General features: G+C 69.1%; 17 protein-coding genes and 1 rRNA gene. 4 read left to right on the forward strand and 14 right to left on the reverse strand.

Translation table 11 applies throughout. The annotated features are described in order from the left end of the window. Positions 1 to 199: 199 nt before the first annotated feature. From OG447_RS30575 to thyX, 4 genes are all read right to left on the reverse strand, one after another. Positions 200 to 1,724 (reverse strand): 16S ribosomal RNA (locus OG447_RS30575). 632 nt (positions 1,725 to 2,356) lie between these two features. Further along, positions 2,357 to 4,042, reverse strand: coding sequence for a ribonuclease J (locus tag OG447_RS30580; RefSeq protein WP_266940721.1), 1,686 nt, complete (start codon positions 4,040 to 4,042; stop codon positions 2,357 to 2,359). Between the two features lie 114 nt (positions 4,043 to 4,156). Then, on the reverse strand, positions 4,157 to 5,056 hold the full coding sequence (dapA, locus tag OG447_RS30585) for a 4-hydroxy-tetrahydrodipicolinate synthase (protein ID WP_266940723.1): 900 nt from the start codon (positions 5,054 to 5,056) through the stop codon (positions 4,157 to 4,159). A 200-nt stretch (positions 5,057 to 5,256) separates the two neighbouring features. Next, positions 5,257 to 5,997, reverse strand: coding sequence for an FAD-dependent thymidylate synthase (gene thyX, locus OG447_RS30590; RefSeq protein ID WP_266940724.1), 741 nt, complete (start codon positions 5,995 to 5,997; stop codon positions 5,257 to 5,259). A 274-nt stretch (positions 5,998 to 6,271) separates the two neighbouring features. On the opposite strand from thyX, the gene OG447_RS30595 reads away from it, so the two are divergent. Continuing rightward, positions 6,272 to 6,511: a hypothetical protein gene (locus tag OG447_RS30595; protein ID WP_266940725.1), complete on the forward strand. Its 240-nt coding sequence runs from the start codon at positions 6,272 to 6,274 to the stop codon at positions 6,509 to 6,511. A 48-nt stretch (positions 6,512 to 6,559) separates the two neighbouring features. Beyond that, positions 6,560 to 7,120 (forward strand): PH domain-containing protein, encoded by a 561-nt coding sequence (locus OG447_RS30600; RefSeq protein ID WP_266940727.1) that lies wholly within the window; start codon positions 6,560 to 6,562, stop codon positions 7,118 to 7,120. A 48-nt stretch (positions 7,121 to 7,168) separates the two neighbouring features. Here OG447_RS30600 and OG447_RS30605 read toward each other — a convergent pair whose 3' ends face one another. The 6 genes from OG447_RS30605 to eccD form a co-directional block, all read right to left on the reverse strand. Further along, positions 7,169 to 7,621 carry a hypothetical protein gene (locus OG447_RS30605; RefSeq protein WP_266940729.1) on the reverse strand — a complete coding sequence of 151 codons (453 nt, stop codon included), beginning with the start codon at positions 7,619 to 7,621 and terminating at the stop codon, positions 7,169 to 7,171. 3 nt (positions 7,622 to 7,624) lie between these two features. Next, on the reverse strand, positions 7,625 to 8,377 hold the full coding sequence (gene dapB, locus OG447_RS30610; protein WP_266940731.1) for a 4-hydroxy-tetrahydrodipicolinate reductase: 753 nt from the start codon (positions 8,375 to 8,377) through the stop codon (positions 7,625 to 7,627). Positions 8,378 to 8,419: 42 nt separating this feature from the next. Continuing rightward, positions 8,420 to 9,799, reverse strand: a complete 1,380-nt coding sequence (locus tag OG447_RS30615) for a pitrilysin family protein (RefSeq protein ID WP_266940732.1) — start codon at positions 9,797 to 9,799, stop codon at positions 8,420 to 8,422. After that, positions 9,796 to 12,018 carry a polyribonucleotide nucleotidyltransferase gene (locus OG447_RS30620; RefSeq protein ID WP_266940980.1) on the reverse strand — a complete coding sequence of 741 codons (2,223 nt, stop codon included), beginning with the start codon at positions 12,016 to 12,018 and terminating at the stop codon, positions 9,796 to 9,798. The genes OG447_RS30615 and OG447_RS30620 overlap by 4 nt, the downstream gene beginning before the upstream one ends. 304 nt (positions 12,019 to 12,322) lie before the next feature. After that, positions 12,323 to 12,610 carry a 30S ribosomal protein S15 gene (gene rpsO, locus OG447_RS30625; protein ID WP_031143997.1) on the reverse strand — a complete coding sequence of 96 codons (288 nt, stop codon included), beginning with the start codon at positions 12,608 to 12,610 and terminating at the stop codon, positions 12,323 to 12,325. 181 nt (positions 12,611 to 12,791) lie between these two features. Then, positions 12,792 to 14,297 carry a type VII secretion integral membrane protein EccD gene (gene eccD, locus OG447_RS30630; protein ID WP_266940735.1) on the reverse strand — a complete coding sequence of 502 codons (1,506 nt, stop codon included), beginning with the start codon at positions 14,295 to 14,297 and terminating at the stop codon, positions 12,792 to 12,794. 220 nt (positions 14,298 to 14,517) lie between these two features. On the opposite strand from eccD, the gene eccCa reads away from it, so the two are divergent. Then, the gene (eccCa, locus tag OG447_RS30635) at positions 14,518 to 18,471 is read left to right on the forward strand and encodes a type VII secretion protein EccCa (RefSeq protein ID WP_266940737.1); all 3,954 of its coding nucleotides are present in this window, start codon (positions 14,518 to 14,520) and stop codon (positions 18,469 to 18,471) included. A gap of 128 nt (positions 18,472 to 18,599) precedes the next feature. Beyond that, entirely contained in the window at positions 18,600 to 18,845 is a 246-nt protein-coding gene (locus OG447_RS30640; RefSeq protein WP_266940738.1) for a DUF397 domain-containing protein, read from the forward strand. A 76-nt stretch (positions 18,846 to 18,921) separates the two neighbouring features. Here the strand turns inward: OG447_RS30640 and OG447_RS30645 are convergent, their stop codons facing one another. The 4 genes from OG447_RS30645 to eccB all read right to left on the reverse strand — a co-directional run bounded on the left by OG447_RS30645 (position 18,922) and on the right by eccB (position 22,749). After that, a complete protein-coding gene (locus tag OG447_RS30645; RefSeq protein ID WP_266940739.1) occupies positions 18,922 to 19,230 on the reverse strand; it encodes a WXG100 family type VII secretion target in 309 nt (102 codons plus the stop codon). Positions 19,231 to 19,272: 42 nt separating this feature from the next. Next, the gene (locus OG447_RS30650) at positions 19,273 to 19,620 is read right to left on the reverse strand and encodes a hypothetical protein (RefSeq protein WP_266940741.1); all 348 of its coding nucleotides are present in this window, start codon (positions 19,618 to 19,620) and stop codon (positions 19,273 to 19,275) included. Between the two features lie 214 nt (positions 19,621 to 19,834). Next, entirely contained in the window at positions 19,835 to 20,932 is a 1,098-nt protein-coding gene (mycP, locus tag OG447_RS30655) for a type VII secretion-associated serine protease mycosin (RefSeq protein WP_266940981.1), read from the reverse strand. A gap of 236 nt (positions 20,933 to 21,168) precedes the next feature. After that, a complete protein-coding gene (gene eccB / locus OG447_RS30660) occupies positions 21,169 to 22,749 on the reverse strand; it encodes a type VII secretion protein EccB (protein ID WP_266940743.1) in 1,581 nt (526 codons plus the stop codon). Positions 22,750 to 22,874: the final 125 nt, after the last annotated feature.

Raw genomic sequence — 22,874 nt, forward strand, 5'->3', positions numbered from 1 at the left:
GCATCGCGAAGACACAACCTTTACGGCCGTACCTTCAGATACCCAACAACGTGCCAGGCACGACCCTCCGTCAGTGAGTCACTTTCCACGCCGAAGCAGTACTCGTGATCCATCTGGAAGACCGTGCCAAATAATCAACGTTCCACCCATGAGCTGACCGTGCAGAACATTTGTCTGCAATCGGTACTGTGCTCCTTAGAAAGGAGGTGATCCAGCCGCACCTTCCGGTACGGCTACCTTGTTACGACTTCGTCCCAATCGCCAGTCCCACCTTCGACAGCTCCCTCCCTTACGGGTTGGGCCACCGGCTTCGGGTGTTACCGACTTTCGTGACGTGACGGGCGGTGTGTACAAGGCCCGGGAACGTATTCACCGCAGCAATGCTGATCTGCGATTACTAGCAACTCCGACTTCATGGGGTCGAGTTGCAGACCCCAATCCGAACTGAGACCGGCTTTTTGAGATTCGCTCCACCTCACGGTATCGCAGCTCATTGTACCGGCCATTGTAGCACGTGTGCAGCCCAAGACATAAGGGGCATGATGACTTGACGTCGTCCCCACCTTCCTCCGAGTTGACCCCGGCGGTCTCCTGTGAGTCCCCATCACCCCGAAGGGCATGCTGGCAACACAGGACAAGGGTTGCGCTCGTTGCGGGACTTAACCCAACATCTCACGACACGAGCTGACGACAGCCATGCACCACCTGTATACCGACCACAAGGGGGGCACTATCTCTAATGCTTTCCGGTATATGTCAAGCCTTGGTAAGGTTCTTCGCGTTGCGTCGAATTAAGCCACATGCTCCGCTGCTTGTGCGGGCCCCCGTCAATTCCTTTGAGTTTTAGCCTTGCGGCCGTACTCCCCAGGCGGGGAACTTAATGCGTTAGCTGCGGCACCGACGACGTGGAATGTCGCCAACACCTAGTTCCCAACGTTTACGGCGTGGACTACCAGGGTATCTAATCCTGTTCGCTCCCCACGCTTTCGCTCCTCAGCGTCAGTAATGGCCCAGAGATCCGCCTTCGCCACCGGTGTTCCTCCTGATATCTGCGCATTTCACCGCTACACCAGGAATTCCGATCTCCCCTACCACACTCTAGCTAGCCCGTATCGAATGCAGACCCGAGGTTAAGCCTCGGGCTTTCACATCCGACGTGACAAGCCGCCTACGAGCTCTTTACGCCCAATAATTCCGGACAACGCTTGCGCCCTACGTATTACCGCGGCTGCTGGCACGTAGTTAGCCGGCGCTTCTTCTGCAGGTACCGTCACTTTCGCTTCTTCCCTGCTGAAAGAGGTTTACAACCCGAAGGCCGTCATCCCTCACGCGGCGTCGCTGCATCAGGCTTTCGCCCATTGTGCAATATTCCCCACTGCTGCCTCCCGTAGGAGTCTGGGCCGTGTCTCAGTCCCAGTGTGGCCGGTCGCCCTCTCAGGCCGGCTACCCGTCGTCGCCTTGGTGGGCCATTACCCCACCAACAAGCTGATAGGCCGCGGGCTCATCCTTCACCGCCGGAGCTTTCAACCCCCGCCCATGCAGGCAGGAGTGGTATCCGGTATTAGACCCCGTTTCCAGGGCTTGTCCCAGAGTGAAGGGCAGATTGCCCACGTGTTACTCACCCGTTCGCCACTAATCCACCCCGAAGGGCTTCATCGTTCGACTTGCATGTGTTAAGCACGCCGCCAGCGTTCGTCCTGAGCCAGGATCAAACTCTCCATGAATGTTTACCCGTAATCGGGTTCACACACACGAAAGAGCGGGCCAGTCTTGGTCGGAATAAGACCGACTGACCACAACGTCCTCGCTGTGTTTGTTGCCTGCAAGCACTCCACAAGGAAGCCTCGCAGGTCTTTTTCAAAGGAACCTCATCCACCGAAGTGGACGGGGTATCAACTTTTGGCGTTGATTTTTGGCACGCTGTTGAGTTCTCAAGGAACGGACGCTTCCTTTGTACTCACCCTCTCGGGCTTTCCTCCGGGCTTCGTTCTTCGTTTCCGACTCTATCAGACTCTTTCGTGTCCGATTCCCGGTCGAAGCGGGTTTCGCTTTCCAGGTTTCCGCTTTCGCGTTTCCCTTTCCGGCGAGTCCGACTCTATCAGATTCTTTTCCGTGCCTGCTTCGAGAAGAAGTCGGCTGGATTGGAATTCCAATGGCCTTCGGAGGGCCTTTCCCTTTCGGGAGGATCAGACTTTATCAGGTCTCCCTGGGTCATGATTCCCACCCGCCCGCATGACAGGTCCGGGCACACGTGTGTGCCGGGGTGTCGTGCGGGGTGGAGACGTAAACGTACTGGAGCGGGGCCCCCGGATGCAAATCCGGTTGCCCCGCTCCGGTGAAGTCGCTACGGCGAGGGTCAGACCTCGACGACGACCGGGAGGATCATCGGGCGGCGGCGGTAGCCGTCCGAGACCCACTTGCCCATCGTGCGGCGGATGAGCTGCTGGAGCTGGTGCGGCTCGGCCACGCCGTCGGCGCCGGCGCGGGCGATGGCTTCCTCGATCTTCGGCAGGACGGCCGCGAAGGCGGAGTCCTCGATGCCGGAGCCGCGGGCCTGGATGCTCGGGCCGCTGACGACCTTGCCCGTGGTGCTGTCCACCACGACGTAGACCGAGATGATGCCCTCTTCGCCGAGGATCCGGCGGTCCTTGAGGTGGACCTCGGTGACGTCGCCGACCGAGAGGCCGTCCACGTACACGTAGCCGGCCTGGACCTTGCCGGAGATCCGGGCCTTGCCGTCGATCAGGTCGACGACCACGCCGTCCTCGGCGATGACGATGCGGTCCTTGGGGACGCCCGTCATGGCACCGAGCTCGGCGTTGGCGCGCAGGTGGCGCCATTCGCCGTGGACCGGCATCAGGTTCCGCGGCTTGCAGATGTTGTAGAAGTACAGCAGCTCGCCCGCGGAGGCGTGACCGGAAACGTGCACCTTGGCATTGCCCTTGTGCACGACGTTGGCGCCCCAGCGGGTCAGGCCGTTGATCACGCGGTAGACCGCGTTCTCGTTGCCCGGGATCAGGGACGACGCCAGGATCACGGTGTCGCCGGGGACGATCCGGATCTGGTGGTCGCGGTTGGCCATGCGGGACAGGGCCGCCATCGGCTCGCCCTGGGAACCCGTGCAGACCAGGACGACCTCGTGGGCCGGCAGGTCGTCGAGGGTCTTGACGTCCACGACGAGGCCCGGCGGGACCCTCAGGTAGCCCAGGTCACGGGCGATGCCCATGTTGCGGACCATCGAGCGGCCGACGAAGGCGACCCTGCGGCCGTACTCGTGGGCGGCGTCGAGGATCTGCTGGATGCGGTGCACGTGGCTGGCAAAGCTCGCCACGATGATCCGGTTGTGGGCGTTCGCGAAGACCGTGCGCAGGACGTTGGAGATCTCGCGCTCGGGCGGGACGAAGCCCGGGACCTCGGCGTTCGTCGAGTCCGAGAGGAGGAGGTCGATGCCCTCTTCGCTCAGACGCGCGAAAGCGTGCAGGTCGGTGAGGCGCTTGTCCAGCGGAAGCTGGTCCATCTTGAAGTCGCCGGTGCACACGACCATGCCGGCGCCGGTACGGATGGCCACGGCCAGGGCGTCCGGGATGGAGTGGTTGACCGCGATGAACTCGCAGTCGAAGGGGCCCAGGTTCTCGCGCTCGCCTTCCTTCACCTCGAGGGTGTAGGGGCGGATGCGGTGCTCCTGGAGCTTCGCCTCGATGAGGGCCAGCGTCAGCTTGGAGCCGATCAGCGGGATGTCCGGCTTCTCCCGGAGGAGGTAGGGGACGGCGCCGATGTGGTCCTCGTGGCCGTGCGTGAGCACGATGCCGTCGATGTCGTCGAGCCGGTCCCTGATGGACGTGAAGTCCGGCAGGATCAGGTCGATGCCCGGCTGCTCCTCCTCGGGGAAGAGGACGCCGCAGTCGACGATCAGCAGGCGACCGTCGAACTCGAAGACGGTCATGTTGCGGCCGATCTCGCCGAGGCCACCCAGAGGGGTGACCCGCAGGCCGCCCTTGGGCAGCTTCGGCGGCGGACCGAGTTCAGGATGCGGATGGCTCAAAAGTGTCTCCTCACCACACACGCCACGTACCTCGGAAGGCACGTGGCGTGTATGTCATTCGTGCTCTTGCTGTTGTCTGTTTCGGTCTTGCTTATTCATTTGTGAAGTCTGTTGTCAGAGCTGTACCCCGCCGGCGGCAAGATCGATCTTGAGCTGTGCCGTCTCTTCGGTGGTCAGCTCGATCAGCGGGAGCCGCAGCGGGCCCGCGGGCAGGCCCTGCAGGTTCAGCGCGCCCTTGGTGGTGATCACACCCTGGGTACGGAACATGCCGGTGAAGATCGGGAGCAGCTTCTGATGGATCTCGGCGGCCTTCTGGACGTCTCCGCCCAGGTGGGCCTCCAGCATGGCGCGCAGCTCGGGGGTGACCACGTGGCCGACCACGGAGACGAAGCCGGTCGCGCCGACCGACAGGAGCGGCAGGTTCAGCATGTCGTCACCCGAGTACCAGGCCAGGCCGCTCTGCGCGATGCCCCAGCTGGCGCGGCCGAGGTCGCCCTTGGCGTCCTTGTTGGCCACGATACGGGGATGCTCGGCCAGCCGGACAAGGGTTTCGGTGTCGATCGGGACACCACTGCGGCCGGGGATGTCGTAGAGCATGACCGGCAGCCCGGTGGCGTCGGCGATCGCCGTGAAGTGCCGGAAGAGGCCCTCCTGCGGCGGCTTGCTGTAGTAGGGGGTCACGGCCAGCAGGCCGTGCGCGCCGGTCCGCTCGGCCTGGCGGGCGAGCTCGAGGGTGTGCCGGGTGTCGTTGGTGCCGATGCCCGCGACGACGTGGGCGCGGTCTCCGACTGCTTCGAGTACGGCTCGTACGAGATCGTTTTTCTCCGCGTCGGTGGTGGTCGGCGACTCACCGGTGGTGCCATTGATGATCAGGCCGTCGTTGCCTGCGTCCACCAGGTGGACGGCGAGCCGCTGCGCGCCGTCGAGGTCGAGTGCGCCGTCCGCCGTGAACGGCGTGATCATAGCGGTGAGGACCCGCCCGAAGGGGGTCTGCGGAGTCGAGATCGGAGCCATGGGTAACACGCTACTCGCTGCCATACCCGCGGTGTCCCCTCGGGGGACGTCTACAGAGTGTTGGACACCGGCACTGCCTGCTCGGGGGTTCAAGCAGTGCCGGGTCCGTTTGATCAGCCTAGATGAACTTTACGAAACGCCGCAATACGGACACTTAGGACTTGGCGCAGCACATCAGTACGCCGCTGGTGTATCGGGCCTTACGGGGCAACGCGGCCGTTGCCGTTGAAGGCCGCGTACGTGAGCGGCATGAGCGTGGCCCAGTGCTGCTCCATCTTCTCGCCGACCATCTCGATCTCCCGCTGCGGGAAGGACGGGACCGCGGCGAGCTCGTGCTGCGTGCGCAGACCGAGGAAGTGCATGAGGGAGCGGGCGTTGCAGGTGGCGTACATGGAGGAGAAAAGACCGACCGGCAGGACCGAACGGGCAACCTCGCGGGCCACGCCCGCGGCGAGCATCTCCTGGTAGGCCTCGTAGGCCTGGCGGTAGGAGTCCTCCATGACGCGGCCCGTCAGTTCCTGCTGTGCCTCGGTGCCCTCGACGAAGACGTACTTGCCGGGGCGGCCCTGCTGGACGAGCTTGCGCTCGGCGTCCGGGACGTAGAAGACCGGCTGGAGCTCCCTGTAGCGGCCCGATTCCTCGTTGTAGGACCAGCCCACGCGGTGGCGCATGAACTCGCGGAAGACGAAGATCGGTGCGCTGATGAAGAAGGTCATCGAGTTGTGCTCGAAGGGGCTGCCGTGGCGGTCCCGCATCAGGTAGTTGATGAGCCCCTTGGACCGCTCCGGGTCCTTCTGCAGCTCCTCCAGCGACTGCTCGCCGGCCGTGGACACACGGGCGGCCCACAGCACGTCGGAGTCGGCGGCGGAGTGCTTCACCAGCTCCACCGTCACATCACTGCGGAAGCTGGGTTTCAGATCTGAAGCGGCGGTCTCGCTCACCGGGGGTCCTTCCAAACGTGCGTTACCTGGGGCGCGCCCACTCTACGTCGCCCTCCACCGCCCGCCGTGCAGACTCCCTCCCGGAGGCACTCCCCGCCGCGCTCCCCCGCACACGGCCGCCCGGGCAGCTGACGCAGCGCCATAAATTTTGGCTAATGTCCCGAATTCCGGCACCGATCGGGTGACTCGTACGTCCTACTCAGCAGAAGCACGCACACCCCCGCCACCACGCCACCACCGCCCCAAGGGCCCTGACCGTGAGGAGAGTCGCTCCATGTTCCGCCGGCGCGAACCCGTCCCGTTCGCCTTCGTCGCCGAGGCCGACCGATTCCGCAGTAACGTCACTCCGCCGCCGCGCGAGAGTCTGAGCAAGACCCAGATCGCCGCCCGTAGTCTGGTCGGACTGACCGTGGTGGCGGGGCTCGTCGGCTCGCTGCTCTTCGGTATGCCCGCACTGCAGCCGAGCAAGGCATCCGAGAAGTCGCAGCAGTCGGAGGCGTCCGAGGGGCGGTAGCCTCACGGGCACAGCCCAACCGAACGTGCATGTGAGTGAGGTCCAGCCGTGCCCCTGCCCTTCCTGACGGCCGACGGCGTCTTCGACACGGATGACGCCGGCGACGAGGTACTGGCCCACGACGACCGGGACCGCTGGCGACGGCCCTATCGGCCCGGTCCCTGGCGCGTGGCCATCGCCGCGATGCTGCTCCTGCTGTCGGCCTTCATGCTGCTGGCCACGATGATCATCGCCTTCGCGGGTACCTGGGCGGGCGCAGCAGGCTGCCTGGCCGCCGCGCTCGCCGTCGTCGGAGCCGCCGTGCAGATACTGCGCGCGGGCGTCTGGGTGAACCGTACGGGGCTGCGCCGGGTCGGGTTCTTCAGGACCCGCTCGATCGCGTGGAGCGAGATCGGCGAGGTCCGCACGGTCCAGCAGCCCGTGCGCTGGCTCGGGCTGCCGAGGACCGTACAGGGGCAGGCGCTGACGGTGGCCGGGCGCGGCGGAGCGGAACTGCCGGTGCTGCTGACCGACCACAACGCCGACTTCCTGTCCCGGACCGAGGCCTTCGACCGGGCCGCGGACGCGGTCGAGGCCTGGGCCGACGAGTACCGGCCCCTGCCCGCCTGAACCACAGGCCGGCCGGAACAGAGTCAGGACAGCGAGCCCGTACGGGGATCAGACCTGTACGGGCTTCTTGTCGTGCAGGGCGATGGCCCGCTGCATGGCCTTGCGGGCCCGCGGGGTGTCGCGGGCGTCGTGGTAGGCGACGGCGAGGCGGAACCAGCTGCGCCAGTCCCCCGGCGCGTCCTCCGTCTCGGCCTTGCGGCGCGCGAAGACCTCGTCGGCGGAGTCCCGCAGGATCCGGCCGTACTGGTCCCGCTCCAGTTCGTCGACGGGCAGCGCCCCCTCCGCCTCCAGCTCGGTCGCGAGCCGGTTGGCCTTCGTGACGAAGCGGGTGTTCATCCAGAGGAACCACACGCCGATGACGGGCAGGATCAGCACCGCCACACCGAAGGTGACGGTCAGCCAGGTGCCCTGCTGGATCAGCAGCAGGCCCCGGCTGCCGGCCAGGACGAAGTAGACGGCCAGGACGGCGGCCGTGAGGAAGTACGTGATCTTCGCGCGCATGGCTCAGCCCAGGTCGAGGAAGTGTTCGAGGCCGAAGGTGAGGCCGGGGGTCCGCACGACGCGGCGCGTACCGAGCAGGATGCCCGGCATGAAGCTGCTGTGGTGCAGGGAGTCGTGACGGATGGTCAGGGTCTCGCCCTCGCCGCCGAGGAGGACCTCCTGGTGGGCCAGCAGGCCGCGCAGGCGGATGGCGTGCACGGGGACCCCGTCGACGTCGGCGCCGCGGGCCCCGTCGAGGGCGGTGGCGGTGGCGTCGGGCTGCGGGGCGCAGCCCGCCTCGGCGCGAGCGGCCGCGATGAGCTGGGCCGTGCGGGTCGCCGTGCCGGAGGGGGCGTCGACCTTGTTCGGGTGGTGCAGCTCGACGACCTCGACGGACTCGAAGTAGCGGGCGGCCTGGGCGGCGAACTTCATGGTGAGGACGGCGCCGATGGAGAAGTTCGGGGCGATGAGCACACCGGTCTCCGGGGAGCCGTCCAGCCAGGTGTTCAGCTGCGCGAGGCGGTCCTCGGTCCAGCCGGTGGTACCGACCACCGCGTGGATGCCGTGGCGGATGAGGAAGTCCAGGTTCCCCATCACCGAGGCGGGGGTGGTCAGCTCGACCGCGACCTGGGCGCCGGCCTCGGCCAGCGTCTCCAGCTTGTCGCCGCGGCCGAGGGCCGCGACCAGCTCCATGTCCTCGGCGGCTTCGACCGCCTTGACGGCCTCGGCGCCGATGCGGCCCTGAGCGCCGAGGACTGCCACGCGCAGCTTGCTCATTTTCGTGTCCTTAATTCAGCACAGGCTTACCTGCGCACGGAGCTAGGCGACCACTTCGTCGAGGCGGGCGGCCTGCTTTTCCTTCAGGGGGCCGATCACCGCGAGCGAGGGACGCTGGGCCAGTACATCCTGCGCGACCGAGCGGACCTCGTCCGGGGTCACGGAGGCGATCCGGGCCAGCATGTCGTCGACGGACATCTGGTCGCCCCAGCACAGCTCGCTCTTGCCGATGCGGTTCATGATCGCGCCGGTGTCCTCCAGGCCGAGGACGGTGGAGCCGGAGAGCTGGCCGATGGCCCGCTTGATCTCGTCGTCGCTGATCCCGTCGGAGGCGACCTTGTCGAGTTCGTCGCGGCAGATCCGGAGCACGTCGTGGACCTGGCTGGGCCGGCAGCCCGCGTACACGCCGAAGAGGCCGGTGTCGGCGAAGCCGGAGGTGTACGAGTACACGCTGTAGGCCAGGCCGCGCTTCTCCCGGACCTCCTGGAAGAGCCGGGAGGACATGCCGCCGCCGAGGGCGGTGTTCAGTACGCCCAGGGCCCAGCGGCGCTCGTCGGTGCGGGCGAGGCCGGGCATGCCGAGGACCACGTGGGCCTGCTCGGTCTTGCGGTTCACCAGGTCGACGCGGCCGGAGGTGCGGATGCGCTTGGTTCCGGTGCGCGGGCCGATCGGCTCGGCATCGGTGCGGGTCAGCGCCCCGGCCTTCTCGAAGGCCGCGCGGACCTGCCGTACGACCTTGTTGTGGTCGACGTTCCCGGCCGCGGCCACGACCAGGTGGGTCGGGTCGTAGTGCTTCTTGTAGAAGCGGCGGATCCGGTCGGCGCCGAGCGCGTTGATCGTGTCGACGGTGCCGAGGACGGGACGGCCCAGGGGGGTGTCCCCGTACATGGTCTGCGCGAACAGGTCGTGGACCATGTCGCCCGGGTCGTCCTCGGTCATCGCGATCTCTTCGAGGATGACTCCGCGCTCGGCGTCGACGTCCTCCTCGCGGATCAGCGAGCCGGTCAGCATGTCGCAGACCACGTCGATGGCCAGCGGCAGATCGGTGTCGAGCACGCGTGCGTAGTAGCAGGTGTACTCCTTCGCCGTGAAGGCGTTCATCTCGCCGCCGACCGCGTCGATCGCGGAGGAGATGTCGAGGGCGCTGCGCTTGTGCGTGCCCTTGAAGAGGAGGTGCTCCAGGTAGTGCGTGGCACCGTTGAGCGTCGGCGTCTCGTCGCGGGAGCCCACGTGCGCCCAGATGCCGAATGTGGCGGAGCGGACGGAGGGCAGCGTCTCGGTGACGATGCGCAGTCCGCCGGGCAGGACGGTGCGCCGGACGGTGCCGATGCCGTTCTGCCCCTGGAGAAGGGTTTGGGTACGGGCGACGGCCCGCCCCTCCGAAGAGGGGCGGGCCGTCACACGGGAACTACGCGACATCACTTGTCGGAGTCGTCCTTGTCAGCGTCGTCGCCGGCTGCCTCGCCGTCGATCACGGGGATCAGGGAGAGCTTGCCGCGCGAGTCGATCTCGGCGATCTCCACCTGGACCTTGGTGCCGACCGCGAGCACGTCCTCGACGTTCTCCACGCGCTTGCCACCGGCGAGCTTGCGGATCTGCGAGATGTGCAGCAGGCCGTCCTTGCCGGGCATGAGGGAGACGAAGGCACCGAAGGTGGTGGTCTTGACGACCGTACCCAGGTAGCGCTCGCCGACCTCCGGCATGGTCGGGTTGGCGATCTGGTTGATCGTGGCGCGGGCGGCCTCGGCGGCCGGGCCGTCGGAGGCACCGATGTAGATGGTGCCGTCGTCCTCGATCGTGATCTCGGCGCCGGTGTCCTCCTGGATCTGGTTGATCATCTTGCCCTTGGGGCCGATGACCTCACCGATCTTGTCCACCGGGATCTTGACGGTGATGATCCGGGGGGCGAACGGGGACATCGCGTCCGGCGTGTCGATCGCTTCCATCATCACGTCGAGGATGTGGAGGCGGGCGTCGCGGGCCTGCTTGAGGGCCGCGGCCAGGACGGAGGCCGGGATGCCGTCCAGCTTGGTGTCCAGCTGGAGCGCGGTCACGAACTCCTTGGTGCCGGCGACCTTGAAGTCCATGTCGCCGAAGGCGTCCTCCGCACCGAGGATGTCGGTGAGGGCGACGTAGTGCGTCTTCCCGTCGATCTCCTGCGAGATCAGACCCATGGCGATACCGGCGACGGGGGCCTTGAGGGGCACACCGGCGTTCAGCAGCGACATGGTGGAGGCGCAGACCGAGCCCATGGACGTCGAACCGTTGGAGCCGAGGGCCTCGGACACCTGACGGATCGCGTAGGGGAACTCCTCGCGGGTCGGGAGGACCGGCACGATCGCGCGCTCGGCGAGCGCGCCGTGGCCGATCTCGCGGCGCTTGGGCGAGCCCACGCGGCCGGTCTCACCGACGGAGTACGGCGGGAAGTTGTAGTTGTGCATGTAGCGCTTGCGGGTCACCGGGGAGAGGGTGTCCAGCTGCTGCTCCATGCGGAGCATGTTCAGGGTGGTGACGCCCAGGATCTGGGTCTCGCCACGCTCGAACAGCGCCGAGCCGTGCACGCGCGGGATGGCCTCGACCTCGGCGGCGAGGGTACGGATGTCCGTGATCCCGCGGCCGTCGATGCGGACCTTGTCCTTGATGACGCGCTCGCGCACCAGGGCCTTGGTCAGGCTGCGGTAGGCGGCGGAGATCTCCTTCTCGCGGCTTTCGAAGGCCGGGAGGAGCTTCTCGGCGGCAAGCTCCTTGACGCGGTCCAGCTCGGCCTCGCGGTCCTGCTTGCCCGGGATGGTCAGCGCCTGGGAGAGCTCGCCCTTGACGGCGGCCGAGAGGGCCTCGTACACGTCGTCCTGGTAGTCCAGGAAGACCGGGAACTCGCCCTCGGGCTTGGCGGCCTTGGCGGCCAGGTCGGCCTGGGCCTTGCAGAGGACCTTGATGAAGGGCTTCGAGGCGTCGAGACCGGCGGCCACGACCTCCTCGGTCGGCGCCTCGGCGCCGCCCTTGACCAGGGCGATGGTCTTCTCGGTGGCCTCGGCCTCGACCATCATGATCGCGACGTCGCCGTCCTCCAGGACGCGGCCCGCGACGACCATGTCGAAGACGGCGTCCTCGAGCTCGGTGTGCGTCGGGAAGGCCACCCACTGGCCGCGGATCAGCGCGACGCGGACGCCGCCGATCGGGCCGGAGAAGGGCAGACCGGCCAGCTGGGTGGACGCGGACGCGGCGTTGATCGCGATGACGTCGTACAGGTGGTCCGGGTTGAGCGCCATGATCGTGGCGACGACCTGGATCTCGTTGCGCAGGCCCTTCTTGAAGGACGGGCGCAGCGGGCGGTCGATCAGGCGGCAGGTGAGGATCGCGTCCTCGGAGGGGCGGCCCTCGCGGCGGAAGAAGGATCCGGGGATCTTGCCGGCCGCGTACTGGCGCTCCTCGACGTCCACCGTGAGGGGGAAGAAGTCGAGCTGGTCCTTGGGCTTCTTCGACGCGGTGGTCGCGGAAAGCACCATCGTGTCGTCGTCCAGGTAGGCAACGGCGGAGCCGGCGGCCTGGCGGGCCAGACGGCCCGTCTCGAAGCGGATGGTGCGGGTGCCGAAGGAACCGTTGTCAATGACGGCCTCGGCGTAGTGGGTCTCGTTCTCCACTAGCGTTTTCTCCATTTTCGTCGTCTCCGTCCACCACCCGTGTGGCGGTGGACGGTTTCGGAGAAGCGCGCCTGGCCTGGGGGCCGGTCTTCGATCGAAGCACCCGGTTCGGAGCCCGCTGGGGCATTCCGGGTGCCACTACCGAGGACCGGCGGCGTAGGGAGGGCGCTCCTCCTCTTCAGTTGTGCACGTCTTCTCAGACGGGCACGTGCGTCCTTTCCAGACTACAAAGGGTCCGGTCCGGTCCGCACGTACAGCAAAGGGAGCGGCCCCCGGATGTGGGAACCGCTCCCTTCACAGCGCTTTACTTGGCGCCGGCCGCACCGCGGCGGATGCCGAGGCGCTCGACCAGCGTACGGAAGCGCTGGATGTCCTTCTTGGCCAGGTACTGCAGCAGGCGGCGACGCTGGCCGACCAGGATCAGCAGACCACGACGGGAGTGGTGGTCGTGCTTGTGCGTCTTGAGGTGCTCGGTCAGGTCCGAGATGCGGCGGGACAGCATCGCGACCTGGACCTCGGGAGAGCCGGTGTCGCCCTCCTTGGCACCGAACTCGCTGATGATCTGCTTCTTCGTAGCGGCGTCGAGCGGCACGCGTACTCCTCGTTTAGGTCTTCGTTGCCACCGAGTGCCCCAGGTCGAATTCTCTGGGGATCTTCCGTAACTCGGGAGGCGGGGTCCGCTGAGCGCAGTCCACAGACCCTTGAAGAAGGATCCGGGGGCGCGTACACAAACGGCCGTCACACAGCGTACCAGGCTGCCGCTGCCCCACGTCTCAGCTGGTGAGAGCGCGGGCCTTGGAGTAGACGTCGAGCACGGCCAGGGCCAGGGGCACCAGGCTGAGCAGTACGGCCGCCTCGGTGAGGTCGAGCAGCCGCCCCCAGAAGGGTGACAGACCCTTGCGGGGAATGACCAGCGCAATTCCGGCGAGGAGGGCCGCGCCGGCGGTGACGGCGGCGGACAGCCAGATCGTACGGAGGTCCAGGCCGCTGCGGTCGTGGTCCACGACGAGGGCCTGGACCAGCTCGGCCGGCGGGTTCAGGGACAGGCCCAGGATCAGCAGGCCGAGGGCGGCGAGCCCGGCGACCAGCGTGCACACGACCTGGGAGGTGTAGCGGAAGAGCCGGGCGCGCAGCAGCATGGCGAGGCCGGCGGCCAGGGCGAGCAGCCGGCCCCAGGTGTTGTCGGAGAAGCCGAGGACGGCGGCGGAGCCGACGGCGACCGCGGCGCAGCCGCCGACCAGTCCGAGGAGCATCTCGTGGCCGCGGCGGGCCTGGGCGGCGATGGCCTCGGCGTCGAGGGGGGCGCCCTGGTCGTGCTGGTCGGAGCCGGACGGGTCACCGTACGGCTCGGTGTCGTAGCGGTCCGGGGTCTCGTACTCCTCGGTGGCGCTCTGCGGGGCGGCGTAGCCGATGGGCAGGCGGGCGAAGCGGGCGGAGAGGCCGGGCAGGAAGGCCACGAGGCCGATGGCGACGGGCGCGCAGACGGCGGCGGTGGCGGTCGCGGAGGCCTCGGCGGTGATGGCGAGGAAGGTGGCCAGGGTGCCGGTGGCGGCGAGGAAGGTGGCCGCGACGAAGGGGGCGTCCCCGCTGGGGGTGAGCGCGACCAGGGCGACGGAGGCGATCAGTACGCAGACGCAGCCGAGCAGGAACTGGAGCCGGCCCGGTCCGTGGCCCGCGGCGGGCGCGATGATGCCGGAGCCGGCGATCAGCAGGTGCGGGAGGGCTGCGAGGCCGAGGGCCACGGCGGAGCCGCGGTCCCGGTAGACCCGGGCGCGCACTCCGGCGACGGCGGTGAGCAGGACGCCCGCGGCCCCGGCGATGATGCCGGGCAGGCCGTGCATGTCGTGGCGGACCGGGTCGGCGTACCAGAGGACGAAGCCCAGCAGGACGAGCAGTACCGCGGCGCCGGCCAGGCCCGCGCCGCGCAGCATGTCGTCGCTCCAGCGGTGCCGGTCGCGGACGACGGCGGAGGCGACGGCGTCGGAGACGTCGTCGAAGACGGCGGGCGGCAGGGACTCGGCGAAGGGGCGCAGGCTGAGCACCTCGCCGTCGAGGACCTGCTGGCCGGCCAGCGTGCGGGCGCCGTCGAGGACGGCGCCGGAGCGGCGGACCAGGTGGAAGCCGGTGGGCGCGCCGACGGGCTGGGTCTGGCCGGTGAGGCGCAGCAGCTCCGGATAGACGTCGGCGACGGCGATGTCCTCGGGGAGGGCGACGTCGATCCGGCTGTCGGGGGCCACGACGGTGACCCTGCAGAAGCCCGTCGTTGCGGCCGTACTCACCTGTGTGACCCCCCTGGTTGAAGAATGGTTGGCGCACCGGACGCGGTGTGTCTCACACCGGATTCGCGGATGCGCATGCTGCGCGGCGCCACCCTACCGGGCGTATGACCGACTGTCGGCAAGTAGGATCACCTGTCGCATGGAGGAGACCCCCTCCGTGTCCGGGACTTGGGGGCGCCGGTTGCGACGTCCCGTCCGTTTTCGAGGGATTGATGCTCCGGTGAGCCAGATCGTCGTCAAACGCCCGCCACGGTCCCTGCCGCCCGAAGTTCCTTCGGAGGAGCTGAGGCTGGAGGCTCCGCCGGAACTTCCGCGGGGGCAGCAGGAGGGCATGCTGATGCAGCTCCTGCCGATGCTCGGCATGGGCTCTTCGGTCGTCTTCTTCTTCATGCCGGGTGCGGCGCCGTTCATGCGCATCATGGGTGTGCTGATGCTGGTGTCGACCGTGGGCATGGTCATCGCCCAGTTGGTGCGCTTCCGTCGCGGGTCGCAGGGGCAAATGGCCGATGTGCGCCGGGACTACCTCAAGTACCTGGCGCAGACCCGCCGTCAGGTACGGCGGACCGCGCGCTCGCAGCGCGACGCGCAGCTGTATCTGCACCCGGCCCCCGAGCAGTTGTGGTCGGTGGTCGCCGAGGGTTCGCGCCTGTGGGAGCGGCGGGTCGGCGACAGGGACTTCGGGCAGGCCCGGCTGGGGCTGGGACCGCAGCGGCTGGCGACGCCGCTGGTGGCGCCGGACACCGCGCCGGTGGACGAGCTGGAGCCGCTGACGGCGGGCGCGATGCAGCGCTTCCTGCGGGTGCACTCCTCGCTGGACGGGCTGCCGGTGGCGTTGTCGCTGCGGGCGTTCTACCACGTGACGGTGTCCGGGGAGCCGGAGTCCGCGCGCGGGACGGCGCGGGCGCTGGTGGCGCAGCTGGCGACGCTGCACTCGCCCGAGGACCTGGTGGTGGCCGTGGTGGCCGCGCCGGGTGCGGCGCCCTCCTGGGACTGGACGAAGTGGCTGCCGCACACGCAGGTTCCCGGGCAGGTCGACGGGGCCGGTACGAAGCGGCTGTGCGGCGACGACCTGGGTGAGCTGGAGGCGTTGCTGGGTCCCCGGCTGGAGGGGCGGCCCCGGTTCAGCCGGGAGGTGTCCCCGGTGCTGGACCAGCCGCACCTGGTCGTCGTACTGGACGGCGGGATGGTGCCGCCGGACTCGGCGTTCGCCGCGGCCGAGGGCTTGCAGGGCGTCACGATCGTCGAGGTGGTCGCGGGCGAGCTGGACGAGCCGCGCGGCGGGCTGTCGGTCGTGGTGCGGCCGGGCCGGCTGCGCCTGGAGTCCGGCGCGGGGATCGCGTACGAGGGTGTCCCGGACACCCTGTCGCTGCCCGCGGCGGAGGCCCTGGCCCGGCAGCTGGCGCCGCTGCGCACCGGTGGCGGGGACGACGACGAGCCGCTGCTGGCCAATCTGGACTTCACGGATCTGCTGAACCTGGGCGACGCGGCCGCGGTCGACGTGGCGCGGACCTGGCGGCCGAGGTCGGCCGGTGAGCGGCTGCGCGTGCCGATCGGCGTCGGCGAGGACGGCGGTCCGGTCATGCTGGACCTGAAGGAGGCCGCGCAGGAGGGCATGGGCCCGCACGGCCTGTGCGTGGGCGCGACCGGTTCCGGCAAGTCGGAGCTGCTGCGCACCCTGGTGCTGGGCCTGGCGGTCACGCACACCTCGGAGACGCTGAACTTCGTGCTCGCCGACTTCAAGGGCGGTGCGACCTTCACCGGCATGGGGCAGATGCCGCACGTGGCGGCGGTCATCACGAACCTGGCCGACGACCTCACGCTCGTGGACCGGATGGGCGACTCCATCCGCGGTGAGCTGCAGCGCCGTCAGGAGCTGCTGCGTTCGGCGGGCAACTACGCGAACATCCACGACTACGAGAAGGCCCGCGCGGCCGGCGCCCCGCTGGAGCCGCTGGCCTCGCTGGTGCTGGTGATCGACGAGTTCAGCGAGCTGCTGACGGCGAAGCCCGACTTCATCGACATGTTCATCCAGATCGGCCGCATCGGCCGTTCGCTGGGCGTGCACCTGCTGCTGGCCTCGCAGCGCCTGGAGGAGGGCAAGCTGCGCGGGCTGGACACGTACCTGTCGTACCGGATCGGTCTGCGGACGTTCTCGGCGGCCGAGTCGCGGACGGCGATCGGCGTGCCGGATGCCTACCACCTGCCGTCGGTGCCCGGTTCGGGCTATCTGAAGTTCGGTACGGACGAGATGACCCGCTTCAAGGCGGCGTACGTGTCGGGCACCTACCGCTCGGGCGGGCCGGACCTGTCGGTGGGCCTGTTCCCGGTGGAGCGGCGGCCCGCGCTGTTCACGGCGGCGCCGGTGCCGGTGGTGTACGCGGCCCCGGACCCGGCGTACCTGGCGGCGCAGTCGGCGCGGGAGGACGACGCCCTCGCGGACACGGTGCTGGACGTGATCGTGGCCCGGCTGGAGGGGCAGGGGGTGCCGGCGCACCAGGTGTGGCTGCCGCCGCTCGACCAGGCGCCCCCGCTGGACCAGCTGCTGCCCGCGCTGGCGCCGTCGGCGGAGCGCGGTCTGCACGCGGAGGGGTACACGCGGCCCGGCGGGCTCGTCGTACCGCTCGGCCTCATCGACAAGCCGTTCGAGCAGCGGCGCGAGGTGCTGTACCGGGACTTCTCCGGCGCGGCGGGCCACATGATGCTGGTCGGCGGTCCGCAGTCGGGCAAGTCGACGCTGATGCGGACGCTGATCGCCTCGTTCGCGCTGACGCACACCCCGCGCGAGGTGCAGTTCTACGGGCTGGACTTCGGCGGTGGCAGCCTGTCCTCGATCGCCGAGCTGCCGCACGTGGGCGGGATCGCCTCGCGGCTGGACCCGGAGCGGGTGCGGCGTACGGTCGCGGAGGTGGGGGGCATCCTCAACCGCCGCGAGGAGTTCTTCCGTTCGAACAACATCGACTCCATCGCCACCTACCGGCGGCGGCGGGCGGCGGGCGAGCTGCCCGGCGAGCCGTGGGGCGACGTCTTCCTGCTCATCGACGGCTGGGGCGGCTTCCGCAACGAGTACGACGGTCTGGACCAGGTCGTCACGGACATCGCGGCCCGCGGTCTGGGCTACGGCATCCACGTGGTGATCACCGCGGCGCGGTACATGGAGGTGCGGCCCGCGCTCAAGGACCAGATGCTCAGCCGGCTGGAGCTGCGCCTGGGCGACGTCATGGACTCGGAGTTCGACCGCAAGGTCGCTGCGAACGTGCCGCCGGGGATGCCGGGCCGCGGCCAGGTGCCGGAGAAGCTGCACTTCCTGGGCGCGCTGCCGCGGATCGACGGCTCGCACGAGGCGGAGGACGTGTCCGAGGGCACGGCCGCGTTCGTGTCGGCGGTCAAGCAGCACTGGACGGGGGCCTCGGCTCCCGGGGTGCGGCTGCTGCCGCGCCTCCTCCACGCCGACCAGCTGCCCCGGGGCGGGGACCACGCCGGGCGCGGGATCGCGATCGGTATCGACGAGACGGCCCTGGAGCCGGTGTTCGTCGACTTCGACTCCGACCCCTTCCTGCTCGTCTTCGGCGAGAGCGAGTCGGGCAAGACGAACCTGCTGCGGCTCATCGCCCAGCAGATCGCCGAGCGCTACACCCCGGACCAGGCCCGCCTGGTCGTGGGCGACTACCGGCGGAGCCTGCTCGGGGCCCTGCCGGAGGAACACCTGCTGGAGTACGCGCCGATGGCGAGCTCGCTGCAGATGCACATGGAGGCGCTGGGCGGGGTGTTCTCCCGGCGGCAGCCGCCGACCGACGTCACTCCGCAGCAGCTGCGCGACCGCAGCTGGTGGACCGGCCCGGACGTGTTCATCATCATCGACGACTTCGACCTGGTGTCCACCAGCCAGGGCAATCCGCTGGCGCCGCTGGTGGAGTTCCTGCCCTTCGCCCGGGACACGGGCGTCCGCTTCATCATCGCGCGCAACTCGGCGGGTGCCTCGCGTTCGCTGTACGAGCCGTTCATGCAGCGGATCAAGGAGCTGGGCGCGCAGGGCCTGGTGCTGTCGGGCGACCCGTCCGAGGGCGACCTGGTCGGCAGTGTGCGGCCGCGTCCGATGCCGCCGGGCCGGGGCTACTTCGCCTCGCGCAGGCGGGGCACGTCGCTGGTGCAGCTCGGCCGCATGCCGGAGATGTAGGCGCGGCCGGGAGGCCTCGCGCCGGACGGCTGCGGCCGGGAGGCGCATCGGGCGGAAACCCGCCCGATGCGCCGCGTCAGCACCGATACTCGGTGGTGAAGACCGCGCCACCGAGGGAAAGGCCGCACATGGGCACCCAGCAGGAGAAGGACGAGCTGTACGCGCTCGACATCAGCGGCGTCGAGTGGGAGGGCCCGCCCGGGACCAGCCCGGACGAGGAGCGGGTCGAGATCGCCCGTCTCCCCGAGGGTGCGGTGGCGATGCGGTCCTCGCTGGACCGGGACACCGTGCTGCGGTACACCGCGGCCGAGTGGGAGGCCTTCGTACTCGGGGCCAGGGACGGCGAGTTCGACCTGGACCGGCAGGAGCCCTGAGGGCGGAGCGGTACGCGGAAGGGGCGCGCCCGGTGCGGGCGCGCCCCTTCTTCACGTACGGACGTGGCTACCGGGCTCAGTAGGCCTCGGTGAACAGCCGCGAGGCCTTCACGTCGGTGGCGCGGTAATCGGCCTTGCCGCGCTCGATGAGGATGGCGACCTGGTCGAGCTGCGCCTTCATGTGGTCGGCCTTGCCCTTGTACTTCCGCTGGAGGTCCTCGTACGCGGCGTGGGCCTCACCGTCCCAGGTGTCCGTGACCACCTTCACCGCCTGCTCCATCTCGCGCAGGTCGCCGACGATGTTCTTGGCGACCTGGCGGATGCGGTTGGCCATCGCCTGGACGCTCTCGTACTGGACCTTGGTGTGACCGTCGTTGCCAGACATGCTCTTCTCCTTCGCGCTGGGCTAACTGGTATGCGGCGTACGTCAGATGGCGTTGAGGCCGGAGCCGTTGCCGCCCGCGTTGGCCTTGACGGCGTTGAACGCCGCACGCACCTCGTCGTCCTGGGCGTTGCTGAGGTTCTTGGTCTGCGACACCGCGTTGTGCAGGATCCCGAGGAGCGAGCGGATGGCGTCGTGGTCCTCGTTGACCGTCGTCTGGGCCGAGACGAACCCCGAGGCACCCACACCGGTCCAGCCGGCGCTCACAGTGGCGAGGATGTCGGCCAGCTCGCGGGACTGCCTGGTGACGGCGTTGGCCGTCTCGGAGATCTTGATCTTGGCCTGGGCGACCGGGTCGTCCGCAAGTCCGAAGTTGCTGTTGGGGTTGTTCACCCGATGCTCCTCACTTCTCAATTCACCGGCGGAACCGGCGGATTGCGTGGCGGAGCGGACAGTTCCCGGCGCGGCGTCGAGCCGCGCACCCCGGGCATCCCCCTCCGCTTCACGCGATCCCCCGATCACATTCGTGAAGCCTGCTGTCACTCTAGCCAGTTCATCCACATGGCCCAACACCGGCAGGCCGGTTCCGTTGATGAACTGTGACTGTTCACTGCAAACGACGGCCGCGTCGGCGGGCTTCCCGGATGACGATGGCGGTCCCGGCGATGACGGCGATGAGGACGGCTCCGATCCCCAGAGCGTACGTGCCGAAGCGCTCCTCCCGCTCCTGGGCCGTCTCGGTGAGCCGCAGGGGCGCGGCCTGCGGGGCGGCCGCGGGGGGTGGGCCCGGGTCCGGGACGGGGGCCTTGGGGGCCTCGTGGTCCTGGCTGACGGCGCGCACCGGGTCGACGACGCCCCAGCCCACGTAGTCGTCACGGCCCTTGACGGAGCGTTCGGCGGTGTTCTGGATCTGCCAGACGATCTGCTGCGGGGACCAGTCCGGGTGCTCGGCGCGCAGCAGGGCGGCCACGCCGGCGACGTAGGGCGCGGAGAAGCTGGTGCCGTTGTCGATGCACTGGCCGAAGCCGGGGACCGTGGAGACCATGTCGACGCCGGGCGCGGCGACTCCGACGAAGTCTCCGGGCTGGGAGAACGGGGCCCGTTCGTTGTTGCGGTCGGACGCGGCCACCGCCAGTACGCCGGGGAAGGCCGCCGGGTAGGTCTTGCGCTTCTCGCCGCTGAGGCCGTCGTTGCCCGCCGAGGCCACCACCACGGCCTTGGCGTCGATGGCCTTCTGGACCGACTTGGCGAGCTCGGAGTCCGCGGTCAGCGGCACGTCGGTGTCCTGGGAGATGTTGATCACCTGGGCCCCCTGGGCCACGGCGTGGTCGATCGCCTGGCTCAGGGTGAGGGCGTTGCCCTTGCCCTGCCCGTCGTTCTGCCGGATGGGGATGATCGTGGCGTCGGGGGCGAGGCCGACGAAGCCCGTGCCCTCCTGGGGGCGGGCCGCGATCAGCCCGGCGACCTTCGTGCCGTGGCCGACGGTGTCGGCCGTGCCGTCACCGCCCTTGGGGTCGACGAGGTCCTTGCCGGCGCCGGTGTCGAGGGCGCCGCTGAGCTGCGGGTTGGCGCGGTCGACACCGGTGTCGATGACCGCGACCCGGACGCTCTTGCCGCTCTTGTCCTTGCCCTTGGTCTGCGCCCAGAGCGCGTCGAGCAGCAGCCTCTGGAGGGCCCAGGGGCGGTCCGCGATCTGCTTCTTCATGGGGAAGGTGCATTCACCCGCGCCCGCGAGCCGCAGGCCGTACGGGGGCTGCGGCGGGGCGCCCTCGGCAGCGGCGGCGGCTCCGGTCGTGCCGGAGAGCGCGACGAGGGCGAGGGCGGCGGTGAGGAGCGCGGCGCGCGCCGGGGCGGGACGGGCGGCCGGGGTGCGGCGGGCGGCCGGAGGCCCCGGCAGGGACGCGGAGGCGGAGCGGTGTGCGGGCACGGTCAGCGGCATCGTCACGAACCCTGGGGCTGGCGGGCGGAGTTGGTGTCCAGGCGGGGCCCCTTGGAGAGGAACTCCGACCAGGCGATGGGCACCATGGCCGGTACGGTGCCTCCGTAGCCGAGCCGGATCTGTGCCTGGCTGGCCTCGGGGCGGGCGTCCGAGGAGCCCTTCCCCTGCTGGTCGGGCGCGCCGATCTTCGACTGCTCGGCGTCGCTGTCGCCGTTGGCCTGGACGGCGTACCGCAGACCGGTGTCGGTGACCAGGAAGAGCGAGCCGCCGGCGGTGGTCTGCTTGCCCTGGACCTGGGTGTACAGCAGGCCGGAGCCCGGGGTGACGTAGGCGCTCGTACCGCTGGCCGTGATGTCGATGGGGAAGCCGGTGCCGGCCCAGGTGCTCAGGGTCTGGTTGCCCTGGCCGTCGACCGCGCGCAACACATTGCAGACGGTGTCGCGGCTGCCGGGGCCGGTCGCGCCCGTACCGCCGGCGGGCGCGCTCTGGTTGATGCGCTCCGCCTTCTTCTGCGGCCACCGGACGTCGCCGAGGAAGGGGGTGGCGTCCGGGTTGAGGGACTGGAGGTCGATCTCCCGGGCCTTGCCGTGCATGTTGAGGCCGTCGGTCGCGGGCGCCGAGATCAGCAGCCAGGCGACGAACTCGGAGACCGGCGCGACCTTGCCGGGCAGCACCACGTAGTGCTGCGTGCCGGCGCCGGTCTGCGCAGTGAGCACCATGCCCACCTTGTTGTCGGCGGTGACCAGGCCCTTGACGTCCGCGTTGGCGCCGGCCTTGCCGGGCAGCTGCGGGAAGGCCAGGTCGTCACCGGAGTTGAGGGTCGCCAGCCACTGCTCGGTGACCTGCTGCGGCGCGGCGCCGGTGCCGACCAGGGCGGTGGTCATCGTCCCGGCGGCGGGCGTGCCCTCCGGGAACTTGTACTTCGTGCCGGTCGCGTCGACGAGGTACCGCTCCTTGCCCGCGCCGGTGCTCTGGACGTACAGCGACTGGGTGTCAGTGACCTTGCGGTTGTCGTCCATCAGACCCGCCTCGCGGTCGGCGAGGACGAAGGTGGCGGTCTGCACCCCGTGGCCGTTGCCGCCCGGCTGCTGGCAGACCGCCCAGCGCTTGGCCTTGCCGGCGTCCTCCTTGGCGGGGAGGCGGTCGGGGGCGTAGGGGATGCCGATGATGGGGCCGCGCGGGGGCTTGCCCGCGTCGAGCACCTTGTCGTCGACCTGGATCACCTTGAACTTCTGCGGGTCCAGCAGCAGTCGGGCGGAGGAGAGGTTGAGCACCGGGTGCAGCCGGGTCTGGTCCTTGCCGTTCACCTTGGTCCTCAGCACCACGTAACGGGTCGTCGACTGCTTGCCGACGATCACCTGGGTGCCGGGCTCCGCCCAGCCCTTGGGCGCCGTGGGCTTGAACATGCCCCAGGCGCCGAACCCGGCGAGCACGAGCGCCCCGATGACCACCCCGGGCAGGACCGCGCGCAGCGGCCGCGGCGCACCCTCCTCGGTTCCCGTGGCGGAGGGCTGGAGGAACGCGGCCACCGTGCGCCGCTTCGCAAAGGTGTACGCGTTGAGCTCATCACGTCGTGATGCCATGACCGTCTGTTTCTCCCCGCACGGCCCGGTAGGTGAGTACGGTCCCCGGGCCTCGATTGTCGGACCGGGCACCTACTATGCCTCTTGACGGACGGTATGCACGGGCCGGGTAGGGTGAGGTTGCC

Source organism: Streptomyces sp. NBC_01408, assembly GCF_026340255.1.
GTDB lineage: Bacteria > Actinomycetota > Actinomycetes > Streptomycetales > Streptomycetaceae > Streptomyces.

Bases quoted from the DNA above. Each gene is read 5' to 3' on its own strand.
- dapA (WP_266940723.1), bottom strand. From the start codon at position 5,056: ATGGCTCCGATCTCGACTCCGCAGACCCCCTTCGGGCGGGTCCTCACC.
- OG447_RS30595 (WP_266940725.1), top strand. From the start codon at position 6,272: ATGTTCCGCCGGCGCGAACCCGTCCCGTTCGCCTTCGTCGCCGAGGCC.
- OG447_RS30605 (WP_266940729.1), bottom strand. From the start codon at position 7,621: ATGCGCGCGAAGATCACGTACTTCCTCACGGCCGCCGTCCTGGCCGTC.
- dapB (WP_266940731.1), bottom strand. From the start codon at position 8,377: ATGAGCAAGCTGCGCGTGGCAGTCCTCGGCGCTCAGGGCCGCATCGGC.
- OG447_RS30640 (WP_266940738.1), top strand. From the start codon at position 18,600: ATGGGCACCCAGCAGGAGAAGGACGAGCTGTACGCGCTCGACATCAGC.
- OG447_RS30645 (WP_266940739.1), bottom strand. From the start codon at position 19,230: ATGTCTGGCAACGACGGTCACACCAAGGTCCAGTACGAGAGCGTCCAG.
- mycP (WP_266940981.1), bottom strand. From the start codon at position 20,932: ATGAAGAAGCAGATCGCGGACCGCCCCTGGGCCCTCCAGAGGCTGCTG.
- eccB (WP_266940743.1), bottom strand. From the start codon at position 22,749: ATGGCATCACGACGTGATGAGCTCAACGCGTACACCTTTGCGAAGCGG.